Consider the following 22,380-nt stretch of genomic DNA (forward strand, 5'->3'; position numbering starts at 1 on the left):
TTCACGCTTTTTCATGAATAAAGCTTTTACCAATGTAATCCACCTACTAACCATGGGCGATGTTGATATGGACCAATAGGAATTTGGATGAGAGCCGTTTTCCCTTGAGTATCCAACCGATACAGGTGATCACATAATGTCACATCATATCCGAGGAGTGGGTGGCCTCCTAATCCTAACGCTGATGCAATGATGAGTAATCGTTGCACGAGCATGCCTGCCTCCATCTGCTGGATACGATATCCTCTATATCCGAAGGCATCTTTATCGTAATTCTTCTCGCCTGTAACATGAAAGCAGAGTGGGACTTGGAGCAAATTAACATTATCCATTGACATCCCGGATTGGAGCAGGAGTCGGTGATCCCCGGGTTGGATCCTTCTTAGTGCATGAGCATGACGTTCATAGTGATAGGCACCATTAGGGATCCCTTCAACATTATAGATACAAACACTTAGAGTGACTTGTTGCTCATGGTTATGATGCACAGCTTCCAAATCATTTCGATACGAAAAGGAGTCCGTCGCCTCCTGCAGGAGATATGCTACTTGCTGTTGACTGACTTTCCCCAACACGAAATCAAGACTAGGAGAAAATCGATTTCGACAGGCAGCAGCCAAATCATATGACATCCACTCTGTTTCTGGAAGCGCAACCCGTTGACCTTCAGCGTTCACCTTTCGCTTTTCCTTGACTAAGCTAAACGAAGATGGAGAATGTTGCATGGCAGCTTGATTTAATAGGGTTAACATGGGAAATTCTTTTACCTTCTTTGAGCGGACATAGTGATCAGGCTGAATCGCTTGTAATTCCCGGATCAGCTCTTCTGAGGATCCTATTCTTTCCCTTTCACTCCCATGTGCTGACCAAATGGTGGGTTCTACCGATAACGGGATGACTGCATACACGCTTTCCTCTTTTTCCGATATCCCTAGCAAATGATTGACGGCCTGATCAAGATATTGAAAGTACACCCCTGATTCCCAGCTAAACCGTTTCGATACTTCCAATAGCTGCCCCAGCAATACGCCCGCATCCAACCCCTGAAGCCTGTAGGCAAAGTTATTATATTTGAAAAAATTTTTCCAAAACATCGTCGACACAAAAACAGTACCAAAACAAGAGGATATGTCACAGCGATGACCAAGAGCCCGGGCGATATATGAATCGAAATTGCCTTCTCGCAGCAAGATCAAGCGGTGGTGTGCCACATCGTAATGGTACAGCCCAGGGGACAAATCATCCAATTTCAAATATACATATAATTCGTTTGGATACAACCCGCCTCCCGAAGGAGCAAATCTTCTGAACGATTGCATCATGTCTGCGTTGTTCTCTCCAGAACCCGCTAAAAAAACAGTTTGACTAAATTGAGTCAGCCCGTAGACATACCATAGAAAATGACTGATATTACGAAGATCAGGCTTTGAGCAATCTGTAGAACCTTCAAGTGTCAACGGTATGTTTAGAGGTAATGGTACGAAAGGCAAATCGCGGTATAGTTTATAGGCAAGTGGACCATCCTCCCAATCCACTTCCCAATTCGGGATGCTTGCCTTCTCAATATCGAAATGTAAATAGTGCAGAAACTCATCTAGATTCATATCGATCGCCTCCTGGTGGCTGCCTATGGAAACGGATGCGGATAAGGATTAAGCTGCTCGGTCGTCAGCGGTTCCGTTGTATAGCCCAATAGCTTCGGGACCTTTAGCACCCGCTCAAGTCCGGTTATTCGTGTAAGATGCTGTCCGAACGTCATCGGAAGCATTCCAGGAATCAGCACTTTCACACAATATAGTCCGTTTCGAATCGTTTCCGGTGTCGACTGGTCCACCACAATCACATCGAGGTTTAAGCGGCGAAATTCTTGAAGAAGTTCCAATAGATCATCAGTAAGATCTACATGTTTACGTCTAGAACCATATTCCTCATCAAACGTTCTTAATGGGCGATTATCCTCTAGCAAAAACTTTAGTCGCTCTTCGGCCTCCGGTAATCCATACAGCATCCCATGATCATCCATCTGTCTCACCAAGGTTGAGTCATGTAACATCCGTACATACTTCGACTTGTTCTTCTCCAATTTCTCATCCAATGACAGCATCATCCCGGCTAACTCATGAACCGCAGTTTTTACAGCCCTCACTGGGTCTAAATGAGCTCCGGCCGCACAAATCAGATTCAAACCTGTTTGCTTTCTATTTTTCGCGATGGCTAAAATACTGGGGACTCCGTTCTCCATGGTCGAGTTATATACATGTAAATCATATCCTCCAACCGTTTTCATCCGGTCAATCATTAACAGAAGCTCTTGATCTGCCGTGGCGTATGGATCAAGACGTGGCAAAGGAAGCTGCGCGTACCAAGTCATCAAGAACGAATCACGCTCCACCACTTCCAAAATCCCATAGAAAATTGCTTCTTCTAAACTACCTCCTAACGCACATCCATTGGAAGTCTCATAGACGAACCCTCGCGATTCGCAGCCCAAACTGTAATAGGCCAGCAGCTCGGGGACGAGGATCGGCCGCTCCTGTAAAAATGAATATCCCCATACCCAATTGATGGGGCGATTGGGATCAAATTCTTCAAATGGAAAATCAGGTCTTTGATACTGTTCCTTTTTGTGCACACCCACTTTAATCGGATGGAGTGCCTGATTTTTCAACCGATTATAACTATCATGAACCACGGTCCGTTTACCACGGGGCTGAAGTCCGCAGTATCGCTCCAATCCTTCCAATATCGCCGTTAACTCACTTACCGCAAAGGAGTTGGTCCGGCCCGCTGTTCCCTCATCTCCCTCGAACAAAGGCAAATTAACACTTACATCCGCAAATGTATGAACAAGGTTGACGATTTTATCATTTAAAAGCCCTGTACGTGGATCGAGATAGTCCTTCACTAAAACAGGACTCAGACTATCTAACGAACGGGTGCGGAAATCATCTCGGTTAACCTTTGGAGTTTTTCTCAATAAAATACTTGCCAGTTCGGGTGAATCGTCTGGTATGGAACTGCAAACGGAACACAAAGGATCAGGCAGGAACTTATGCCATGAACTATTCAAGGTTTTCAGATTGAGAAAACAGACTTTTCCTGCGGAGGCCGCCTCTTCTCCTAGCAGGATTTTTTTTACCTCTGCTCCGATTATGTGCGCCAACTGTTGGAGTCCCGTGCGTGATGCCCAAGCTTCCTGGTGCATTCCCCCATTTGACTCCAACCGCCTCTGCATCTCCCTCATGTCTCTACGGTCATTCCCTGTCAAAAGACGTCTTGTCTCCACACATTGAGTACAGCCCGGGGTACCAGGCCGAACCAGGGGACCTATGATTCCTTCTCCAAAAGACACAAAACCGCGCATCCATGGAGTGTTGATACGACGAAACACCTGTTCTGCCTGTTGATAAACCGAGGGATTCCAGACATCGTGCAGTACCAATGCTAAATCGATGGTGGCTGGGAGGATGCTTTCGAAATTAGATTGACGAACCACTAGGTATTGTGAGGACATTTCTTCACATATCAAGTCTGACAAGATTCCTTCTCCGACCACTAACACAACAGCACTCACTTGAATCCCTCCTCTTGAACCAATACCCCAAATACCCCTGCCAATTCCTGTTTTAGAAAAGGTTCCACATCCAGTTCATACACCTGAAGCTGCTTTCCGTTCTGTTCAAGGACTGCAATTGCCTCCTGAAGGTCCTCGGACTGAATCCTGTCTTCACACGCTGGGATTTCTATGCTTTGTGGTTCTTTTTCATCCAAAAATAATGAGGGAACTTCCAATGGCCGCGATGTTTTCGATTCTCCATGGTTTTGGCCCTTTGCAATAGCCTGCAGCAGCGCGTTTCGCAGTGCCAAGGTTTTATTCATATCTACACTGCCATACCATCCATCTTTCGTGCCCACCCACACAACTGGAAATCCCGACACATGCTTCCCTAAGGCAATAGTCGGTACACCTTGCATGGTTGTTAGAGACTGCAAATAAAAACGGCAGCGTTGGTCCTCTACCTTCCTCAACTTCACGATAGAAACGGAATAACTCGGCTCTCGGCTTTGTCTGATTAACTCCTCTTCCAAACATTTTTGCAGCCCCCGGCCAACCCCTTCCGCAAACATACTACCTGCAGCTACTTTCACATGTGACGGCAGTTCAAGGATGTCGGCCATTCTTGAGACGTACATTTCTATCCCAGTCAGCCCTGCTTCTATTCGCGCTTCCTGATGTGTTAGTGCTGAACATACTCTCTCCTGCAATAGGTCTGCAGGGCCTTCTGCTAATGGATTGACTGCTTGAACGGAGCACTGCGATAATGGTAACTGCTTTAAATCCCCTTCCTCCCATTTATGAAAAATCCCTGATACCTTGGATGTCAGCTGATCAAAGTGAATTAGTAATGGACTCGGATCACGTTTCTCTGTTCTCTGTTCCAGTCTTACGTCGATATCCTCTACTAATCTAAAAGAAAGATGTCCAGTTACTAGGGGATGTGGAATGAACGGATGCCAGCTGCCTTCAAGTGTTTCTAAATCTAGGAGAAAGAATCGTTCTTTCTGTTCCTTTTCAGACACACCTGTCACATGCTTAAACATCTCAAATACGATCACATTGGCAAGCATAGATCCTGCCGTCGGAGAATAGCCGGAAAATGACTGGTCCTTGTTGAGGGCTGTTTGGTGAAGACGGTGCCATGCGGACTCCCAACACCCCTCTGTATTTGGATGCACAATCGGGCCAGCTAACCCTACCTGTTCCAAGGAAATAGCAGGGAGAAACACCTTCCTCTCATCCCTGCAAACCTTATGTAGAAGTCGAAGTTCCTCTACATCAGTTTTTTCTGAAACATACAAAATGTAATCAAACGGTTTCATTACATCCTGCCAATCTCTTTCCTTGTTTTGTGCAAGCTCCTCTATCACCACTTCATCGTCAGATTTACGAGCGTGAGCCACAAGTTCGTTCAACCGTCGTCTATCACTCTGATTATTATCCATTATCAGGATTTTGAACGTTGGATGACCGGAAGTCAGTAACGAAGAAATCAACGAAATAAAAAATGGCCCGGATCCTACCGCCAACACCTTCGACTGTCGATAGCATTTAAAACGGAACGCTCCTGAATCTATTAAGTTATCGACAAATTCGATTTGAGAAGCATGTTTTTTAAGGACCTGTTCCGTCAATTGATGCGGACGGTCTTGGCTTACATCGCGTGCAAATCCGTTGTTCACCAGCGTTTCTGCAATTTCAAACACTCTGTCCCGGTATGGACCTGATAGTCCGGTTGTCAAATACTCCAAAGTGTGCTGGCCATTAAACATCGGCATTAACTTTTCAACCCACTTATCGATCATACTGCCTTCCATTCGAAAGGAGCTTACATTGTTCCGAAAAAACACACCGCTGTTTGGATATGGGAGAAAAAACGTGTCCCTTTTGACTTTCAGACGCGCAGAAGGGGTTAATTTTGTCACTTTTGTTCCTCCTTAGGTCCACATCATTCATTATCATCACTATTATCCTATGTACGTCAATTTGTCCCTTATGTTCATACTTAAAGTGAAGAGCACCTGCAACCATGCAAGGGCTCTTCTCTATAAGCAACTGATTTTCTTTTATAGAGCGAAAATTACCATCCTCCGCAGCGATGTCCTCCACCACAACGATGTCCGCCTCCGCAATGATGTCCGCCGCAACGAAATCCTCCACAATGAAAACAGTTAGAACAATGAAAACAGTTAAAACAGTTAAAGCAATTAAAACAGCTGCTAAAGCAACTAGAACAACGGCCAAAACCGCCCACACCTAGGAATATACGGTCTTGATCACCATAGAGTTGGTTTGGATCGTATTGCACTGGTTGAGAAGCTTGGTAATCACCGAGATTTAACGCTTGAAGTTCATTTTGAAAATCGTACATTTATTTAACCTCCTACATACTTTATCCAAGGGCAGATTCAATTTCAAAAAGCGAGGTATGACAAATGCACCTTCAATATAGGTGAATATAATCATTTCGAATCCTCCTCAACAAAATATGTACTATGGATGGTTACTGCTACTGATATTAAAGCCTATTTTGCTGAATTTCAGAAACTCTTGAATTGCTAAAAGGGGTGCCTCCGAAGAGGACAATCTCTTTTAAAAGTGTGATTATGCTATAAATCTCACATTAAAAAGGTACCAAGGAAAGAACCTCTTCTACCCGCATCGGGTAGTCGTTGCCAACAAACCCCATGCCCCTGAGAATGCTCATCACACCGGTATTTATTGATAATAGATAGCACCATAAAATGGGACTCATTTACTTAAGAAAGGCTTTCTCCTTAATTAAAGAATTTAGATTAGCTTTGTCCACACTTTCCGATCACTCCCTACATTTAATAGAAATTGGAGGTGATATATGTATGCGAATGGAGGACATTATTGCAATTGGGGCAAATTGTATCGTTCGAATTAGAAATCGCTTTTTTCTTTTAGTAGAAATCGAAGTTGAAGCAGGTAATGTTGAGATCGAGGAGTTCGTGTTTATTCGAATTTCGCAACGTGAGGCTAGGACATTGCTGAATGCAGGAATAGAACTGTGTGAAATTAGAAGTAGTTTTCCGAGATCTAATGACGTAGAAGTAGAGTTTATTTGTATTTTGATTGTAGGCGTAGATGCATTTGCCGTGTTCGATGTGGAAGAAGGCGACACAGACGAAGCAGTGCTCGTGAGAATCACATTAGCTGAGGCACGTCGTTTTATCGCTAGGGGAGCAAGGGAATGTACAGTCATTAATAGATAGTAATAAGATTTTAATAAAGATATCCATGTGGGCCCTTTTAATGAATGGCCCTCTTTTGTTTAAGGAGAGTTAACCTTTACGAAACTTTTTCAAAACCTTTTGACGATAGAATCCATTCGAACGAAAGTGTATCACCCATTCTCTACCTTCTTGATTTGTTTGCTACCGTTACAAAAGGATATATTCCCTTTTGTCGAACTATGCATTAAATTCGTATGGATTGTGTGCAACATATCCAAAAAATTGGCTTTTTTCCACATGGTACGCCCTGTCTATTTAAACATTATCTAATATAATGTACTATCCTTTAAAAGAGAGGTGACAAATTATGACAATGGCACATCATCCACCGCACCCGCATCATCCACCGCATCCGCATCATCCGCCGCATCCGCATCATCCACCGCATCCACATCATCCGCCGCACCCGCATCATCCGCCGCACCCGCATCATCCGCCGCATCCGCATCATACACCGCATCCACATCATCTGCATCATCCGCCGCATCCGCATCATACACCGCATCCGCATCATACACCGCACCCGCATCATACACCGCATCCACATCATACAACGCACCCGCATCATCCGCCGCATCCACCGCATCCGCATCATCCACCGCATCCGCATCATCCACCGCATCCGCATCATCCACCGCATCCGCACCATACACCGCATCCGAAAAAATACTAATATAAGTTAAAAGGGGATCAGCCGGATTTCAATGAAGAAACTTTCCAACCGTGATGTCGATCACGGTTTCTTTATCAAGTACTCCCTAAATATCCTCGTTTATCTACCACATACTGCACAGTTTATAGTTAATTAGTGTCACTTTTCTACCGATAATTTGGGCTTTTTTAGAGTATTATTTTGCAATTCCAATACTAAAAACCCAGCTACCTATCCATGTTTAGCTGGGTTTCTTAATTATTAATTGTTCTACAATAGCTCACTACAATAAAGTTGCTAAAATAATCGTTCAGACAATTACTGCTGCGCTATCTGAATAAGGTTGCCGCATGTATCGTCGAAGACAGCTATAGTGACTTCGCCCATTGTTGTTGGCTCCATCACAAACTTTACATCTTTTTCCATTAATCGTTTGTATTCTGCGTGAATATCCTCTACCCCAAACATAGTTACCGGGATGCCTTCGGCAAATAGCTTCTCTTGATACTCTTTCGCGGCTGGATGCGCATTCGGTTCAAGTAGAAGCTCAGTACCTTTTTGTTCCTCGGGAGAAACAAGCGTGATCCATCTGTATTCACCTGAAGGAACGTCATGCTTTTTCACAAAGCCCAATGTTTGTGTATAAAACTCTAGTGCCTTGTCTTGGTCTTGTACGAATATACTGGTAACAATAATTTTCATCATGTATAGCCTCCTTTAATATTTACCACGTTGATACTCTGCAACAAAATGGTCAAACAAAACCCCCTACATTACCGAGAAGTTATATTACTCTATCCATCCCTCCAGCAAATCTTTCAGTGGTTCGTTGTTAAAAATAATGACTCGATATTTTCCCTTTCGCTCTGATTTTACAAGCCCTGCATCCTCGAGTACTGCAATATGTTTAGCAATTGCTTGTCGCGAAATAGACAGGTTGTGCTTCATTATCAGTCGCACCGTAAGTTCATACAACGTCTGCTCGTTGCGATCAGAAAGCTCGTCTAATATGAGTCGCCGTGTCGAGTCGGCAAGTGCCTTGAAAATAGCGTCTTTGTCTCCATTCATACATCGAGTATACGCAACCGTATAGTTGCTTGTCAACCATAGGCAACTCTACGGTTGCACGAAAAGAAGGGTTATTACGACTGCATTGAGTAAATAATAAGCCTATACAACATATTGAGGAGGACATTATGCAACAAGAAAATCAAACTCAAGAGAATTTAGGCTCTATCATGAAACCAGGATTTGCTGGAACAGATCCACAAAAAGTAAAACAGGAAATTCAAAAAGATGTAAGTGAAGGACAAGGTGCTATGACTTCCCGAGAGGCAGGAAGCCTGCGCGATTAAAAACCACTCTTTAGGTGGTTTTTTATTTTTCTACTACAAACAGTGGAGTTTCTTATCAATTATTTCATCCATCAAAAATCAATTAGATTGTATAAAGGAGGAAAATGAATGTTATTTAAAACCTCAGTACAAAAGCAACAGATGGAATTAGTAGAGGCTAGTAGAATGATGCTTAAGAAGATGCAAATGAATGACTATTCTGCTTTACTTGATCTACAATCATATGATTCTCCGGAAACAAAGGAAATTGTGCAAAACGTGAACCAAGCCCTTTTACGCTACCGGAGCTTGACGAATTTTCCATTTTCGGTAGCCTATCACCCTTTTACGCTACCGGAGCTTGACGAATTTTCCATTTTCGGTAGCCTATCACCCTTTTACGTTACCGGAGCTTGACGAATTTTCCATTTTCGGTAGCCTATCACCCTTTTACGCTACCGGAGCTTGACGAATTTTCTGTTTTAGGTAGCGCATAACTCTTATCACAATGGTTTTCGGACAGCGCCAGAGGATTTCGTACAATACCTGTCTAAATTGACTAACAAAGTAACTTTTTCAGCAGCTTCATTTTCTTTAAGAAAGAACCGGCAGAGCTGTTCCATTTTTTCTCTAGCAGGATACACCATTATCCGATTCAGCACTAAAGAATCCAATCATACCTTCTCTTAATTTCACCATGTTATACCAACTTACACCACCATGTGTTGATTCAGACAGGCCGTGGTTAACAAAGCCAAATTTTTCATAGAAAATAACTAATTCCTGTTTACAGGTTAACGTGATTCCTTCTCGTTCGTTCTCGATGACACCCTTTTCCATTTTCTTCAGTAAAAGCTTGGCAATTCCTTGAGACCTAGCTTGTTTGGACACCGCTAACCCTAGCACACTCTGATATCCGCCTCTCCGCTGATTCTCTCGAATTTCCTTAAAAAGATCATCGGTTATGTATGGCTGATTGATAACAGGACCATTTATATACCCAAGGATCACCCCTTCCTTTTCAGCGAGAATAAAAGTGTCAGCAATCAATCTAATCCGCTCCACAAATGCATCTTTTGTGGCAGCTTCTTCTCTTGCGAAGCCCTCATTTTCTATCAATAACAGCTGCTCTAAATCTGCAGCTTGTACATTTCTTATCGTAATCATTTTGTCTATCACTCCTATCTTAACCAGCTGTTGCCTTACAACCCTTTGATTGATTCGATGCGGAACTTTTTAGTAATCATCTTTTTAAAATATATTCATTTATTATATGTTTTTCTAGTTACCGTAACGACAAATAATAATAATGGAACTACAGTTTGCAATGGCCAATGAAGATAGATTGGGACCCAGTTTAACCCAGTGTAAATGTGCTCTATATAATTACTTGTCATATATATCGAACTAAACAATACAGCTGCTCCAAGCAACACAATACTGATAACCTTATAGTTTGTCTTACTAATACCGAAAATATTAATCATACCTGAAACACCTGCATAAAAAAAGACCGTAATTTTTATATAAACACCAAAAATCAAGGTAAAGACAACAATGATGTCTAGGCGTTGAATAAAGTCTCCAATATTTACTAACGAAATCGTCTCAAGCAAGGGGAATTGTGCTTGAGAGACACCTTGGAATCCTAGAACGGCAATTTCAACTAGGATCGTTAAACTTAATACTAATCCACTTGAAAACATGGAAAAAACCCCAATTTTTTTCGATAAATTCGGTTGGCTTAAATATGGAAGGACCATGGTAAATGCAATCATTTCACCAAATGGAAAGGTATATGTCTGTTTAATAGCGGTTAGCAAAACAGGTTCAAATCCATGTTCCAACATAGGGAATATCCGTTCCAATTTAATCAAACCGGAAAAGAGTGTGACACTTAATCCCATCATTCCTAATAAAATCATGATGAAAAACGCAGTTTCACTTGTTCTTCCTATCACTTCAATCCCTTTGAACACTCCATAAGCAATTAACAGCATCATGAGTCCATTCACAACAACAATGGGTGTTTCTGTTAAAGTAGAGGTAATCAATAATGCTCCAAAATCCCTAAGCACCCTTGCCGCAATATAAAGAAAATATAAAACGTAAATAAGTGCTAATGGCAGACCTATAAATTTACCAAGTATTTTTGTTATATAGCTGGTTAAAGGAATGTCGGGAAATTGGCGAAAAAGATAATGATAAACCAGAAATAATGGAATTCCTCCTGTCATCCCAATTAGAATAGCTAACCAAGCATCTTGTTTGGCCGGAATCCCTAATCCTACTACTATGGCACTCCCTAATTCAAAAAGAAACATTAAACTGAATAATTGTGCAGGACTTATCTTTTCTGTATTAATCGGAATCTACCTACCTCGAGGTTTTGTATTTTTTAAGAAAATCCCTTTAATCAGATCGACAGTTAAAAGAATCAAGGGAAATAACAGTCCAAAAATAAGCATAAACGGAGTCCATGGTTTCATCATAAACAAATTGAAAAAGACAATATTCGGAAACATAATTAAAGATAATGAAACAGTAATCATCCCAATAGGCAACGTTAAAAATTGATAATTCTTCAAACTGAAGGTTTGAGCCAAGCTTGCTACTAAGGCATAAAAGCTAATGGTAATTTTCGCAAAAGCGGTCAGGAATATTATTCCTCCTGAGAAAATTTCAATTCTTTTAATAAAATGACCGATATCAATTCTCTGGGCAAGATCATATGTTGGGTAATAAAATACTGATGTTAATCCAGAGCCAAGAACTAAAATTGATAGCAATGTCACTAAAAGCAAAATGATCCCACCTATTAAAATGGCGATTACCAAAGACTTTCTCACCATTTTAGGATGATTAACATTGGGAGCTATCATCAAAAAAATAACCACATCTAAATAAGGAACGCCAAGTAATCGAATTGTTCCTCGAAGTACTGGGTTTACTCCATGTTCAAGGACAGGTAAAACGTTTTCAAGTTTAATTTGTGGGATAAGGCATAACATTAGAACGATAAAGAACAAAATAACATATGGAAAAAGCATTTCAAATGTTCGTGCAAACGTCTCGAGACCTAACCGCACGGCAAAAATGATGATCATAATAAAAGTAATTTGAATGGCAATAAAGGGTGTCTCAGTTAGGACGTGGGTTGTTATAAAATCTCCGACTATATGCAGCAGACCTGCTGTTAAAATTAAAAAGTATACACAATAGAGGAAAGATAGACTCCATCCTAGCCATTTCCCTAAAATCCTTTGACTATATTCAATAATGGTCATGTTCTTATATCTTTCAGCAAGCGTACTATATAGCCATGCTAATAGTAACGCGATTCCGATTCCAAATAAAATGGAAAGCCAAGCATCCTGTTTAGCTTGTGAGACAATCAGGGACGGTGTAATCAAATTAGCAGTTCCTAAAATAAACATGATAATTAAAATAATAAATTGTGTATAGGATATTTTCTCTTTTTCCACCAAAAAGAAAAGGCCTCCTTTTACAATAAATAATGATCAATCCAATTACTTATTGGTGTAAATACCATCGATATCCAATAGATCGGATTAGGTATAGAAACTCTATAGACTTGAAAAACACTAAGGGTTACGCCCATTAGTAGTAATACGCTAAATATAATGCTCTCTTTAACTAATCTTTCGCTTACTAATCGTGGCATTTCAAATAGCAGGATGAACATTGTAACCGATAGGATTCCTACCCATGCTAGCACCATTCATCATTCCTCCTTTTCAAGAAAGGATTGGTTTACAACTCCAGTTCGTCTGATTTTGTATTCCACATGAACCGAAACATCCAGATTCTTAAATTCATTATCCCAATCCTTTTTTAACGAATTCCATGCCTCCGGATCAGCACGATGAATGATTTCACCAAATCCAAAGATATCTGAATTTAATGTTTTAGCCTTAGTTACGACCGTATGAAGGATATCTTCATTCACCTTATTGGCCTCTTCTTCTAGTAATGTGATGGTATTCGGCTTTGTTAAATCAAGATGACAGGCCACTTCACCTATATTGGTTTCAGCAAAAATATTTATATATATTTTAGGTTTTCCGTTTACCACTTCGCCTTTGACTTTTACTTTTGAATCGACTATTTCAAGGATAACCTCACCCTTTTCTGGACACGGAATTTTACCAACCGTTGATTTTACGTTACCCAAAATAAAGTTAAAGCCTTTACTCTCTTTCTCATTGAGCCACCCTACCAACTTATCTTTTTTAAAAACAGCAATATTCCTGTATTTTAAACGAGCATAAGCATCAATTTTCTCAACATTCTCTTTCGTTTCCCCTTTTTCTTGATCCCCAATGATTGTAATACCTGTTAGTACTGGATTTTTCCCATCATTGGTTAGAGCTGATATTAATTCATCCATTTGCACGGCAACGGTTGGCGCCCAAGATTTTTCAGATGCCTCGAGTGAAGAATGCATTTTAATAGCAGGGATTTTATCTAAAGAAGTCAAATTTTCAAGGATTTCTTTTGCTTTTACATCTTGTGTTACAACGATAAAAAAATCCTTTCTGAATTCAGGATCTCTGTATATAAGTTCTAATACATTACTTATCCCTTCCTTAGCAATCGCTTCACTTACTATAAACATTTGTAAATGGGCAAAGTATAATCTCCTGGGGGTAACCGTTGTCATCCTTCTTATCGCTTCAAAAATATGAGTACCTGTCGAAGAATAAGTGGTAACTGGCGTACGGCCTCCTCCTCCTTTTTGACTTGCTACCTCGCCAGGATCGACCACTTGGACAGTAACCAGGTAATTTTCTTCTTGTTTATCAATAGACATTCCAACAACCAAAGCAATTTCATTTAACTCCCGCCTGTTCCAGCACCCAGTACTAATGAGCAAGATCATAATAGAAATCAGACCAATTATTTTCCTATTCATTCATCCTCATCCTTTTTATAGTCTATTCTCTATTTGCTTTTGGCTTAGTAACAGGAGTATTTTCTGCACGAACTATATTTTTTTGACTAATTAGTTTAGGTCGGGAAATTAATCCCCAGAACGGAATACGAATAATCGCATCCTTTTGATCAGCCATTATAAATGGACTCATAGGCGCCATATAAGGAATACCAAATGAGCGCAAAGAATTTAAATGAAGAATTAGAGTCAATATTCCTAAGGTTATTCCGTATAATCCCAAGGAAGCTGCTAATGCCATCATAATAAAGCGCAGCATCCTTACGGCAATGGCCATATTGAAAGCTGGGAAAACAAAATTAGCTATTGCCGTAATCGAAACAATGATTACCATCGATGCTGATACGATTCCCGCTTCAACTGCCGCTTGGCCGACAACTAGCGCTCCAACAATTGATATAGCCTGTCCTACTGCCTTTGGTAATCGAACACCGGCTTCACGAAGAACTTCAAATGTAAATTCCATTATCATCGCTTCTACAAAAGCTGGAAAAGGGACTCCTTCTCTTTGTGCTGCCAAACTTATTAAAAGGGATGTTGGCAGCATTTCCTGATGATAGGTGGTAACAGCGATATATAGTGAAGGAGCTAGCAGCGAGATAAAGAAACAAATATATCGGAGAATTCTAAGTAGGGTACTAATATCTGCCCGTTGATAATAATCCTCCGCCGATTGAAAACTATGAATAAATAAAGCAGGAACTAATAGAACAAAAGGAGTTCCATCAACAATGATCGCTATCCTACCCTCCAAAAGCCCTCCTGCAATTACGTCCGGCCGCTCTGTATTATAAACTGTAGGGAATGGAGTGAATGTTTTATCTTGGATTAGTTCCTCTATATTACTACCTTCTAAAATTCCATCGACGTCAATCCGATTCAAGCGTTCGTGGACTTCTTGGACGATTTTATCATTGGCAATTCCTTCAATGTACATAACTGCTATACTTGTTTTAGTTACTCGGCCAATTCGCAATTGTTCACAGCAGAGATTAGAATCTTTGATTTTTCTACGAATCAAAGCGGTGTTTTTCCGTAGGGATTCAGTAAATCCCTCTTGTGGGCCTCGTACAACTGTCTGCGATGTAGGCTCTGTTACCGCTCGATCTTCCCATCCAGTTGTAGATGCGGAGATTGCTTGTTGAAAACCATCGATTATAATAACTGTATTTCCTGATAATACCTCAGTAAAAAGCTCCTCCAAGCATGAAATTTCCGTAACGTCTCCGATTGTTAATATGCGATTTTTTATCCAATAAAAAAACCTCCATGATTGACTATTAAAATTGTGGAAGTCTGAAGTATCGGTTTCAAACATTAATGATTCCATAATAAAACTATGAATGGTTTTCGTATCTGCCAAACCACTAGTATAGAGAATGGCTCCTTTTTTGTTCGTTTCCTTTCCTATTTGGAATTCCCTAATAATCACATCTGAGCTTTTTTCGAAAGTCTCTCGAATAGACGTTAAGTCCACTTCCAATCTACCTGTAAGAGGTTTATTGGATTCTATATCACTTTTTTGTGGCTTGGTATTTGAACGGTCTGCATGTAAGCCCTTTTTAATCCCTTTAAATAGGTTCATACTATATATCCTTTCATACATAATGGCTGATTAACATAAAAGAATGATTATAGTTATTCAATTTCAGAAAGATATTCATTAGTATCTTCCTAAATAGTATTTTTATGATTTTGGCTAAAAATATGGATATGACCATAAGGAGCTGAATATCATTCTTTAGATTGACATATCGAAAAAAATCGATATATAATTTAAAAATGGAACCAATCGATATTTTTAAGGCGTTATCGAACGAAACTCGACTTAACATTTTACAGTGGTTGAAGGAACCGGAGAAGCATTTCCCTAAACAAGGGGCTCACCTGCCGAAGGAGGTAAACTACAAAGGCGGGGTTTGTGTAGGGGATATACAAGAAAAGGCTAATGTTTCTCAATCTACGGTGTCCCACTACTTAACCATATTGCAGAAGGCTGGTTTGCTTGAATCCGTTCGTCATGGTCAGTGGACGTATTATAGACGGAACGAAGAAGTTATTCGTCAGTTTGCTGAATACTTTAAAACAGAAATCTAAGTTGAATGATTTCTGTTTTTTACGAAACCTTATATCGATTATTCTAGATATATAAATATAAGTTACATTGGAGGACTACTTACGGTATAACTTGTCAGCGGTATACTTATTTATCATTTTAGGTGGTTTAATAGTTTAGTAATTGAGCTAGATATGAAACGTGCATTCGCCTTACTTTTTATGGTGTTTGCCCTATATTTTATCTATAAAGGAAATAAGCGCTCAAGTGAAGAAAAAGAGGCACACCCTGTAAAATCATACAAAAATGCTGCCTCATAAGGTAGCAATCATATTCATTTACCCCCTAAAATTGTGGGTAAGATAAATTTTATTAGTAAAAAAGGAGTTTTTATCATGGAACATTTATTTAGTCCCTTTAATTTCAAAGGTCTGGAAGTAAAAAACCGGATCGTTATGCCTCCAATGTGCCAATATTCAGTGGAAAAGAAAGATGGTGTTGCTACTGATTGGCATTATTTACACTATGTAAGTCGAGCAATTGGTGGAGCTGGTTTTATTATCATCGAGATGACAGATGTAGAACCTGACGGCCGTATTTCTGACTTTGACTTAGGATTATGGTCAGACGAACAAATCCCTCCATTAGCACGAATGGTTGAAGCCTGTCATCAGTATGGAGCCAAGGTAGGGATCCAGATTGCTCACGCCGGACGTAAAGCTGAGGATGCAGAAGTCCCTGTTGCCCCTTCTGCTATTCCATTTGATGAAAACTCAAAGACACCTAGAGCTCTTTCAACGAATGAAGTAAAAGAAATGGTAGAAAAATTTCGTAAGGCTGTACAGCGTGCGGTAAAAGCAGGATTTGACGCAATTGAAATTCACGGTGCACATGGATATTTAATTCATCAGTTTCATTCTCCTTTAACCAATAAGAGAGAAGATGAATATGGAAAGGAACTTACTAAGTTTGGCCGGGAAATTATTGAAGCTGCAAAAGACGAAATGCCAGAGGATATGCCATTAATCATGCGTATATCCGCAAAGGAATATGTTGAAGGTGGTTACGGTATTAACGAAAGTATTGAATTTGCGAAGGACTATCAAAAAGCAGGAGTAGATATCTTTCATGTCTCTTCAGGTGGAGAAGGTCCTATTGGTGCAGGGGGTAGGCCTGGTACGCATGCTGCTTATCAAGTTCCACTTGCAAGGGAGATTAAGAACGCCCTTCATGTTCCAGTGATTGCAGTTGGAAGATTGGATGACCCTATTTTAGCAAATTCTGTTATTGGAAATGAAGAAGCCGATCTTGTAGCTGTAGGAAGAGGGATGTTACGAAACCCTTATTGGGCATTAGAAGCTGCAGCTACACTTAAAAAAGAGACCTCTATACCTAAACAATATGTGACTGGATTCTAAAATAATCAACTAAAGGCAATCCTCACCTTATGAGGATTGCCTTTTAGCTTTCTTGAGAAAGTAAATGATTGAACAGTCATTTAGACCCTTAGCAAGCCACGAAATCCCCTAGCAGCATAGTAGGAATCTGCTCCATTATGGTACACAAAGACATGTCCGTAACGATAATCGCAAAAAATAGCACCGCCGCGTTCTCTAATATCAGAGGGGGTTTGCACCCAACTGGAGGTCTTCATATCAAAATTTCCAACCTCCTGTAACGCTCGGTATTGTTCCTCCGTTAACATGTCAATGCCCATGTCCGCGGCCATATCCATCGCGCTATTTTCCGGCTTATTTTTTTTCCTTGAATCCAGCGCTTTTCGGTCGTAACAAACACTTCTGCGTCCTGTAGGACTTTCCGCTGAGCAATCATAAAAAGTATATTCGTCCTTCCCTTCCTCATATCCAACCACATCGGGTTCGCCGCCGGTTCTTTCCATTTCATTGAGAGACCACAGTTTCTCTGCATTAGCTTCCAGCCTTGCTTGGACCTTAGCCCATTCAAGACCTTGGTGGCGGTCCATATTTTTCTCAAAACGGTCTTTCAATATAGCGAGCAATTCTTCACGTTGTTCGAGTGACAACTCCTTGTTGATTATACTTTCATTTGCCATGTTTATTTCCCCCTTATTGCATATACATTGTTCCTTTTGCCTTTGTAACTTTTAACAAGTATAAGGTATTTTGCGTGCTTACGCTATCCTACGCCATTCATCCAGTGCCTTTTACTCCATTAACCTTCCTAGAGGGCCAAAGATGTATTGAAGAAACGTCATAGGTCCTGGTACGTTTTCTAGATTTAAGAAAGACAGGAGAGCTGAAATAATCAAAATTCCAGCCAATGTGAATTTGTCAGCCTTTGACCTATTTTTCAACTGCTTCCACTCGAATAACACAATGAACCAAATAACAACTTGTACTAAAAATACCGTAGTCCAATTCCATTGCATTATTCCCTCACCTCATCTCTTGGAAGTGCTACAGGCGGGCCAATGTAACCAGGTCTCCTTACCTTTGCATGAACATTGATTGTAACCTCTACCTCTGGGAACTTTTCATCCCAGCTGTTCCTTACCTTCTTCCACTCCTTCGGGTATTTTTGATGAAACCTCCTACCAAAATTGACGACATCCGCATTGAATTCCTGTTGGAGCTTTTCTGCTGTTTGAGCTACTCTTTCTTTTAAGGCCGCTTCGAATTCTTTGTTCATGTTCATCATGACTTCTTTATTCATTAAATTTAAATTGGTTTCGTTTTGAACAATATCTCCTTCAATTGCGATGTTAAGATTCATAATCCAGCGATTCCCTTTAATTTGTGGACGAAATTTAATCTTTCCTAACGACGGTGTCATCGTGATGTCTCCATCCACATCTTGAAGCTTTATGGATATTGTGCTATTTTTTACATCGTCCTTTAACCACAATATGGCACGAGTTTCCTTTTGATTTAACGTTCCGACCATTTTATCTTTTTTAAAAACAGCCATCCCATCAATAACGGGTATGGTTTCATGCGATTTCCTTGCCTCTTCTTTTGATACCAGTTTTTTTATTAAAGGAATAGAAACACTTTCGCTTTCCCCCATTAACCCGATATCAACATCCCTTAAAGTCGACAGCAGTCCAATTTCATCTTCTGTTAGTTTTCTCAGTGCTTCAGCTGAATATCTTTCAAGTGGCGGGACTAATGTCAACATGTTCTTCGCTTTACCCTTACTTACAAACAACATCGAATTCCCTCTTGGTCCTGGATGACGAGCCAAAAGGTCAACTGGCTTACGAATTCCGTTTTTTGCTAATTCACTTCCAAAAATGTAGATTTTACATTGACCCCAAAACAATTTTCGCGGTACATTCATTTGTAACATGGAAATAGCTTTTGCAAGGTTTTCTGCCTTTCCTTCACGAACAAACGTGGAGCCTAAGCTTGGATCCTCCCCGGTTTGTCCGCTTGTAATGGCGCGGGGAATAAACATCTGCACCGAAATTTGAATTTCCCCATCCTCCATACGGTCGATCGCGGCCGCCGTAATAATGGCGAGATCCTGTAATTCCACACGGTCCCAGCAGCCGGAAAGCAACGGAAAACAAAAACACATAATGCAAAGCAGTTTTCTCTTCAACCGCTCTCACTCCTTTTCTTACGTGCTAAAGCAATGAATAGTAAGAATAAGGGGAGCACAGTCTGAACAAGAAGGAAATAAAAAGGCTGTACCTTTGTCATATAATCTACTAAAACCACAATATTAGGAATGTCCCAATAGCTTAGTAAAATTAATAGCAGACATAAAGGAAATACAATTAGGCGATAGTCAGACAACCGCAATAGCTGTGCCAGTCCCAAACTAGCTACATACAAAAAAACAGACACCTTAACAAAATTCCCTAGAACCCAGGAAGCTGTAATGATGATTTCAAAATTCTCAAAAAAACCCAACACCGTAATAGCACGGACGATAGAGAATACAGGATAGAATTGATTAACGGATGAAACACCTAATAGAGTGAGTACAAAAAAGTTAACAACTAAGAGTAAAAGCATCACGTATAGAGTCGCCTTCATCCCTGACTTCAGACCTTTATTTTGACTATTTAAAAATGGAAAAATGAATGCCAAAAGAAAAAATTCACTGAACCATGCATTATGCACAAATCCTCCCTTGATCACAGGGAGAGGTCCATTCTCTAGAATCGGCAGCATGTAGCTAACATCAAGATCCTTAATTAAAAAAATGAGGGCTACAGATGTGCATAGGAATAGTGTCGTGCAAATAACGGCAGACCTTGCAATGACTTCAATCCCACCACGCACCGCAAGGGCACTTACAAACAGGATGCCGATGGAAAATACAACCGCAGGCGTTTCAAGCATCACGTTGCCGGTAATGAAATCAGAATACTGTCTAATGATTAGACCTGTATCATGGATATAAAAGAAAACAAGAAAAAGACTAAAAAGCCTTCCAATTACTTTCCCTACGATTTGTTCGCTATATTGGATGGGTGTCTGCCTTGGAAACAATTGATGAAGCTTCCAAGCAATGTATACTGTAAAAAAACCAATTAAAGAGCCAATAATCGGTGTCATCCACATGTCATGACGAGCAAATCGCCCCGCTATGGATGGAATGGAAAGTACACCCGTAGCAATAATGGTCGGAACCATCATAAATTCCATTTGTAAGGCCGATATCCTTCCCTTTTCAAGCACGTTTATTTCACCACCATGATTGCCTTATTCACTGCCCTTATTAGGACCAGGATGTAAGTTTGTGTCTTCTCGTACGGCATTATATTCTCCAGTCAAATGTGGACGTGTGCCCATTTTCCATAAAGGAGTTCGAATGAGCGTATCCTTCATCGGCTGTTTTTGCAGCGTGTTAATGGGGCTCAGGTAAGGGATCCCAAATGATCTTAAAGTTGATAGATGGATAATAATCAGAATTAATGCAAGTATTATTCCTATTAACCCTAAAGAACCACCAAGGATAATGATTGGGAACCGTATCAATCGGATGGCAAGTCCAATCGAATAACGAGGGACCATGAATGAGGCAATCCCTGTAATACTCACCACGATCACCATAGGTGCAGCTACAATCCCCGCCTGAACAGCCGCTTGTCCAATCACAAGTGCTCCAACGATACTAACAGCTGAACCAACTTGCTTCGGAAGGCGTATCCCCGCCTCCCTTAACGCTTCAAAGACAAGTTCCATCATAAGCCCTTCCACAATAGCAGGAAAAGGGACGCTTTCTCTAGCGGAAGCAATGCTTATCAGCAGATTGGTTGGGACCATTTCCTGATGAAACGTTGTAATGGCCACATATATCGAAGGAAGAAATAAGGCTATGGCTAAAAAAAGAAACCTTAGCGTCCGGATGAAGGTCCCAATCCAAAACCGCTCATAATAGTCCTCCTGTGATTGAAATAAACTAAAAAAGCTCACCGGCGCAATTAAGGAAAAGGGTGTCCCTTCAATCATCAAAACCGCTCTGCCCTCTAGTAAATTAGCAGAAACCACATCAGGCCGCTCCGTATACAATACCTGCGGAAAGGGAGAATAGGGATTATCTTCAATGAATTGTTCAATGTACCCACTCTCTAACACACCATCAATTTTTATGCGATTCAGCCGGTTTTCGATTTCCTTAATCAGCGTTTGATCTACTACACCCTCAATATAAGAAATCACAACCTTCGTCTTTGTGTATTTACCAACATGGACGCTCTTCATTTTAAGTGCAGGGTCTTTAATGATTCGACGTAATAGAGATGTATTAACACCAAGCGATTCCGTAAAGCCCTCTCTTGGACCTCGAATAGAGGTTTCCGCTTGAGGTTCTTCAATGGACCGCTTTTCAAATTTCACTAACCCCAGAGAAAAAGCTTCCTCAAACCCGTCAAATAGCAGAATAGGATTTCCATTTCCTATAGCATCGATACAGTCTGAGAATGTTGTAATCGTTTTTATATTAGAAATCGGTAATTGGTTTTTAACAGAACGAAGAAAGTCTTGTTCATGAAAGCTTTTATCTAATAAAGTTACAAGCACTTGTTCGTCAAGCTTTTGCGTATCACTTAATCCTTCTATATAAATAATAGCGGCAGCTGTTTGATCCACAACAAAAGAACGAAAAATAACATCTTCACTTTCCTGGTAGATCGATGTGAAATATTTTATATTCTCCTCAAGATTATTCGACAAGGGAATGTCCTGTGATGAAGACAGTTGTGACGCTTTTTCATTTTTTACTTTCCTCTTTAGTGGCTGCCTTCGTATTCGAATCACGTCAATTCCCTCCTCTACCTTCACAATATATAGTTAATTTTCCTTATATTGTTAGAAAGTATGCAGAAATTGTGTCGTAAGATATTGTGTATATGGTAAAACGTCAGTTGCTGTGATTAGCCTTTATTCGTTTGGGGGTGTTGGAAGGCTTTCTTTTGATAGAGTTGGGGTTTTTCGGTGGTCCCTTGTCCCAAGACGACCTTTTTTTGGACAGAGTTTGGATTTTTCGGCGGTCCCTTGTCCCAAGGCGACCCTTCTTTGGACAGAGTTTGGATTTTTCGGCGGTCCCT

The 22,380-nt window shown here is 40.5% G+C and carries 23 protein-coding genes and 1 pseudogene; 7 read left to right on the top strand and 17 right to left on the bottom strand.

The genetic code is table 11. The features are described from left to right. Positions 1–26 precede the first annotated feature (26 nt). The 4 genes from ACHUFV_RS16955 to ACHUFV_RS16970 form a co-directional block, all read right to left on the bottom strand. Positions 27–1,604, bottom strand: a complete 1,578-nt coding sequence (locus ACHUFV_RS16955; protein WP_394236196.1) for a SagB family peptide dehydrogenase — start codon at positions 1,602–1,604, stop codon at positions 27–29. A 23-nt stretch (positions 1,605–1,627) separates the two neighbouring features. Then, positions 1,628–3,574, bottom strand: a complete 1,947-nt coding sequence (locus ACHUFV_RS16960; RefSeq protein WP_394236198.1) for a TOMM precursor leader peptide-binding protein — start codon at positions 3,572–3,574, stop codon at positions 1,628–1,630. After that, on the bottom strand, positions 3,571–5,484 hold the full coding sequence (locus ACHUFV_RS16965) for a putative thiazole-containing bacteriocin maturation protein (protein WP_394236199.1): 1,914 nt from the start codon (positions 5,482–5,484) through the stop codon (positions 3,571–3,573). Before ACHUFV_RS16965 ends, ACHUFV_RS16960 begins: the two co-directional genes overlap by 4 nt. Positions 5,485–5,639: 155 nt before the next feature. Beyond that, positions 5,640–5,930 carry a heterocycloanthracin/sonorensin family bacteriocin gene (locus tag ACHUFV_RS16970; RefSeq protein ID WP_394236201.1) on the bottom strand — a complete coding sequence of 97 codons (291 nt, stop codon included), beginning with the start codon at positions 5,928–5,930 and terminating at the stop codon, positions 5,640–5,642. Positions 5,931–6,417: 487 nt separating this feature from the next. On the opposite strand from ACHUFV_RS16970, the gene ACHUFV_RS16975 reads away from it, so the two are divergent. Together ACHUFV_RS16975 and ACHUFV_RS16980 are read left to right on the top strand one after the other, a co-directional pair. Next, entirely contained in the window at positions 6,418–6,798 is a 381-nt protein-coding gene (locus tag ACHUFV_RS16975) for a hypothetical protein (protein WP_394236203.1), read from the top strand. A gap of 328 nt (positions 6,799–7,126) precedes the next feature. Beyond that, the gene (locus ACHUFV_RS16980) at positions 7,127–7,492 is read left to right on the top strand and encodes a hypothetical protein (RefSeq protein ID WP_394236205.1); all 366 of its coding nucleotides are present in this window, start codon (positions 7,127–7,129) and stop codon (positions 7,490–7,492) included. A gap of 297 nt (positions 7,493–7,789) precedes the next feature. Here ACHUFV_RS16980 and ACHUFV_RS16985 read toward each other — a convergent pair whose 3' ends face one another. Further along, positions 7,790–8,173, bottom strand: a complete 384-nt coding sequence (locus tag ACHUFV_RS16985) for a VOC family protein (protein WP_394236563.1) — start codon at positions 8,171–8,173, stop codon at positions 7,790–7,792. An 87-nt stretch (positions 8,174–8,260) separates the two neighbouring features. After that, complete coding sequence (locus ACHUFV_RS16990) at positions 8,261–8,539, bottom strand: ArsR/SmtB family transcription factor (RefSeq protein WP_394236207.1); 279 nt, start codon at positions 8,537–8,539, stop codon at positions 8,261–8,263. A 128-nt stretch (positions 8,540–8,667) separates the two neighbouring features. Here ACHUFV_RS16990 and ACHUFV_RS16995 point away from each other — a divergent pair, with 128 nt between their 5' ends. Both ACHUFV_RS16995 and ACHUFV_RS17000 read left to right on the top strand, forming a co-directional pair. Further along, on the top strand, positions 8,668–8,826 hold the full coding sequence (locus ACHUFV_RS16995) for a hypothetical protein (RefSeq protein WP_394236209.1): 159 nt from the start codon (positions 8,668–8,670) through the stop codon (positions 8,824–8,826). Between the two features lie 108 nt (positions 8,827–8,934). Then, positions 8,935–9,222: a hypothetical protein gene (locus tag ACHUFV_RS17000; protein ID WP_394236211.1), complete on the top strand. Its 288-nt coding sequence runs from the start codon at positions 8,935–8,937 to the stop codon at positions 9,220–9,222. 213 nt (positions 9,223–9,435) lie between these two features. On the opposite strand, the gene ACHUFV_RS17005 is transcribed toward ACHUFV_RS17000, so the two are convergent. The 6 genes from ACHUFV_RS17005 to ACHUFV_RS17030 all read right to left on the bottom strand — a co-directional run bounded on the left by ACHUFV_RS17005 (position 9,436) and on the right by ACHUFV_RS17030 (position 15,365). Beyond that, positions 9,436–9,972: a GNAT family N-acetyltransferase gene (locus ACHUFV_RS17005; protein ID WP_394236213.1), complete on the bottom strand. Its 537-nt coding sequence runs from the start codon at positions 9,970–9,972 to the stop codon at positions 9,436–9,438. Positions 9,973–10,067: 95 nt separating this feature from the next. Then, a complete protein-coding gene (locus ACHUFV_RS17010; protein WP_394236565.1) occupies positions 10,068–11,177 on the bottom strand; it encodes a GerAB/ArcD/ProY family transporter in 1,110 nt (369 codons plus the stop codon). Then, positions 11,178–12,290: a GerAB/ArcD/ProY family transporter gene (locus ACHUFV_RS17015; protein WP_394236566.1), complete on the bottom strand. Its 1,113-nt coding sequence runs from the start codon at positions 12,288–12,290 to the stop codon at positions 11,178–11,180. It abuts the gene before it with no gap. Positions 12,291–12,310: 20 nt separating this feature from the next. Beyond that, positions 12,311–12,547 (bottom strand): hypothetical protein, encoded by a 237-nt coding sequence (locus ACHUFV_RS17020; protein WP_394236214.1) that lies wholly within the window; start codon positions 12,545–12,547, stop codon positions 12,311–12,313. Between the two features lie 3 nt (positions 12,548–12,550). Next, complete coding sequence (locus ACHUFV_RS17025) at positions 12,551–13,741, bottom strand: Ger(x)C family spore germination protein (protein WP_394236216.1); 1,191 nt, start codon at positions 13,739–13,741, stop codon at positions 12,551–12,553. Positions 13,742–13,763: 22 nt separating this feature from the next. Next, complete coding sequence (locus ACHUFV_RS17030) at positions 13,764–15,365, bottom strand: spore germination protein (RefSeq protein ID WP_394236218.1); 1,602 nt, start codon at positions 15,363–15,365, stop codon at positions 13,764–13,766. A gap of 197 nt (positions 15,366–15,562) precedes the next feature. On the opposite strand from ACHUFV_RS17030, the gene ACHUFV_RS17035 reads away from it, so the two are divergent. The 3 genes and pseudogenes from ACHUFV_RS17035 to ACHUFV_RS17045 all read left to right on the top strand — a co-directional run bounded on the left by ACHUFV_RS17035 (position 15,563) and on the right by ACHUFV_RS17045 (position 17,254). Further along, the gene (locus ACHUFV_RS17035) at positions 15,563–15,877 is read left to right on the top strand and encodes an ArsR/SmtB family transcription factor (RefSeq protein WP_394236219.1); all 315 of its coding nucleotides are present in this window, start codon (positions 15,563–15,565) and stop codon (positions 15,875–15,877) included. 90 nt (positions 15,878–15,967) lie between these two features. Continuing rightward, positions 15,968–16,156, top strand: a pseudogene (locus tag ACHUFV_RS17040) (hypothetical protein); the annotation flags it as partial. A 75-nt stretch (positions 16,157–16,231) separates the two neighbouring features. Then, positions 16,232–17,254 (top strand): NADH:flavin oxidoreductase/NADH oxidase, encoded by a 1,023-nt coding sequence (locus tag ACHUFV_RS17045; protein WP_394236221.1) that lies wholly within the window; start codon positions 16,232–16,234, stop codon positions 17,252–17,254. Between the two features lie 80 nt (positions 17,255–17,334). Here ACHUFV_RS17045 and ACHUFV_RS17050 read toward each other — a convergent pair whose 3' ends face one another. The 5 genes from ACHUFV_RS17050 to ACHUFV_RS17070 all read right to left on the bottom strand — a co-directional run bounded on the left by ACHUFV_RS17050 (position 17,335) and on the right by ACHUFV_RS17070 (position 22,090). After that, positions 17,335–17,910 carry a DUF4256 domain-containing protein gene (locus ACHUFV_RS17050; protein ID WP_394236223.1) on the bottom strand — a complete coding sequence of 192 codons (576 nt, stop codon included), beginning with the start codon at positions 17,908–17,910 and terminating at the stop codon, positions 17,335–17,337. A 111-nt stretch (positions 17,911–18,021) separates the two neighbouring features. Next, positions 18,022–18,246, bottom strand: a complete 225-nt coding sequence (locus ACHUFV_RS17055; protein ID WP_394236225.1) for a hypothetical protein — start codon at positions 18,244–18,246, stop codon at positions 18,022–18,024. Further along, positions 18,246–19,421 (bottom strand): Ger(x)C family spore germination protein, encoded by a 1,176-nt coding sequence (locus ACHUFV_RS17060; protein WP_394236227.1) that lies wholly within the window; start codon positions 19,419–19,421, stop codon positions 18,246–18,248. The genes ACHUFV_RS17055 and ACHUFV_RS17060 overlap by 1 nt, the downstream gene beginning before the upstream one ends. Then, the gene (locus ACHUFV_RS17065; protein WP_394236229.1) at positions 19,418–20,509 is read right to left on the bottom strand and encodes a GerAB/ArcD/ProY family transporter; all 1,092 of its coding nucleotides are present in this window, start codon (positions 20,507–20,509) and stop codon (positions 19,418–19,420) included. The genes ACHUFV_RS17060 and ACHUFV_RS17065 overlap by 4 nt, the downstream gene beginning before the upstream one ends. A gap of 24 nt (positions 20,510–20,533) precedes the next feature. Beyond that, positions 20,534–22,090, bottom strand: a complete 1,557-nt coding sequence (locus ACHUFV_RS17070; protein WP_394236231.1) for a spore germination protein — start codon at positions 22,088–22,090, stop codon at positions 20,534–20,536. Between the last annotated feature and the right edge of the window lie 290 nt (positions 22,091–22,380).

The organism is Niallia oryzisoli, from assembly GCF_043641075.1.
Taxonomy (GTDB): domain Bacteria; phylum Bacillota; class Bacilli; order Bacillales; family Cytobacillaceae; genus Bacillus_BD; species Bacillus_BD oryzisoli_A.

What these genes read in the sequence shown, in the direction of transcription:
- ACHUFV_RS16955 (WP_394236196.1), bottom strand. Translation starts at nt 1,604, where the DNA reads ATGAATCTAGATGAGTTTCTGCACTATTTACATTTCGATATTGAGAAG.
- ACHUFV_RS16970 (WP_394236201.1), bottom strand. Translation starts at nt 5,930, where the DNA reads ATGTACGATTTTCAAAATGAACTTCAAGCGTTAAATCTCGGTGATTAC.
- ACHUFV_RS16975 (WP_394236203.1), top strand. Translation starts at nt 6,418, where the DNA reads ATGCGAATGGAGGACATTATTGCAATTGGGGCAAATTGTATCGTTCGA.
- ACHUFV_RS16980 (WP_394236205.1), top strand. Translation starts at nt 7,127, where the DNA reads ATGACAATGGCACATCATCCACCGCACCCGCATCATCCACCGCATCCG.
- ACHUFV_RS16985 (WP_394236563.1), bottom strand. Translation starts at nt 8,173, where the DNA reads ATGAAAATTATTGTTACCAGTATATTCGTACAAGACCAAGACAAGGCA.
- ACHUFV_RS16990 (WP_394236207.1), bottom strand. Translation starts at nt 8,539, where the DNA reads ATGAATGGAGACAAAGACGCTATTTTCAAGGCACTTGCCGACTCGACA.
- ACHUFV_RS16995 (WP_394236209.1), top strand. Translation starts at nt 8,668, where the DNA reads ATGCAACAAGAAAATCAAACTCAAGAGAATTTAGGCTCTATCATGAAA.
- ACHUFV_RS17000 (WP_394236211.1), top strand. Translation starts at nt 8,935, where the DNA reads ATGTTATTTAAAACCTCAGTACAAAAGCAACAGATGGAATTAGTAGAG.
- ACHUFV_RS17005 (WP_394236213.1), bottom strand. Translation starts at nt 9,972, where the DNA reads ATGATTACGATAAGAAATGTACAAGCTGCAGATTTAGAGCAGCTGTTA.
- ACHUFV_RS17020 (WP_394236214.1), bottom strand. Translation starts at nt 12,547, where the DNA reads ATGGTGCTAGCATGGGTAGGAATCCTATCGGTTACAATGTTCATCCTG.
- ACHUFV_RS17025 (WP_394236216.1), bottom strand. Translation starts at nt 13,741, where the DNA reads ATGAATAGGAAAATAATTGGTCTGATTTCTATTATGATCTTGCTCATT.
- ACHUFV_RS17030 (WP_394236218.1), bottom strand. Translation starts at nt 15,365, where the DNA reads ATGAACCTATTTAAAGGGATTAAAAAGGGCTTACATGCAGACCGTTCA.
- ACHUFV_RS17035 (WP_394236219.1), top strand. Translation starts at nt 15,563, where the DNA reads ATGGAACCAATCGATATTTTTAAGGCGTTATCGAACGAAACTCGACTT.
- ACHUFV_RS17045 (WP_394236221.1), top strand. Translation starts at nt 16,232, where the DNA reads ATGGAACATTTATTTAGTCCCTTTAATTTCAAAGGTCTGGAAGTAAAA.
- ACHUFV_RS17050 (WP_394236223.1), bottom strand. Translation starts at nt 17,910, where the DNA reads ATGGCAAATGAAAGTATAATCAACAAGGAGTTGTCACTCGAACAACGT.
- ACHUFV_RS17055 (WP_394236225.1), bottom strand. Translation starts at nt 18,246, where the DNA reads ATGCAATGGAATTGGACTACGGTATTTTTAGTACAAGTTGTTATTTGG.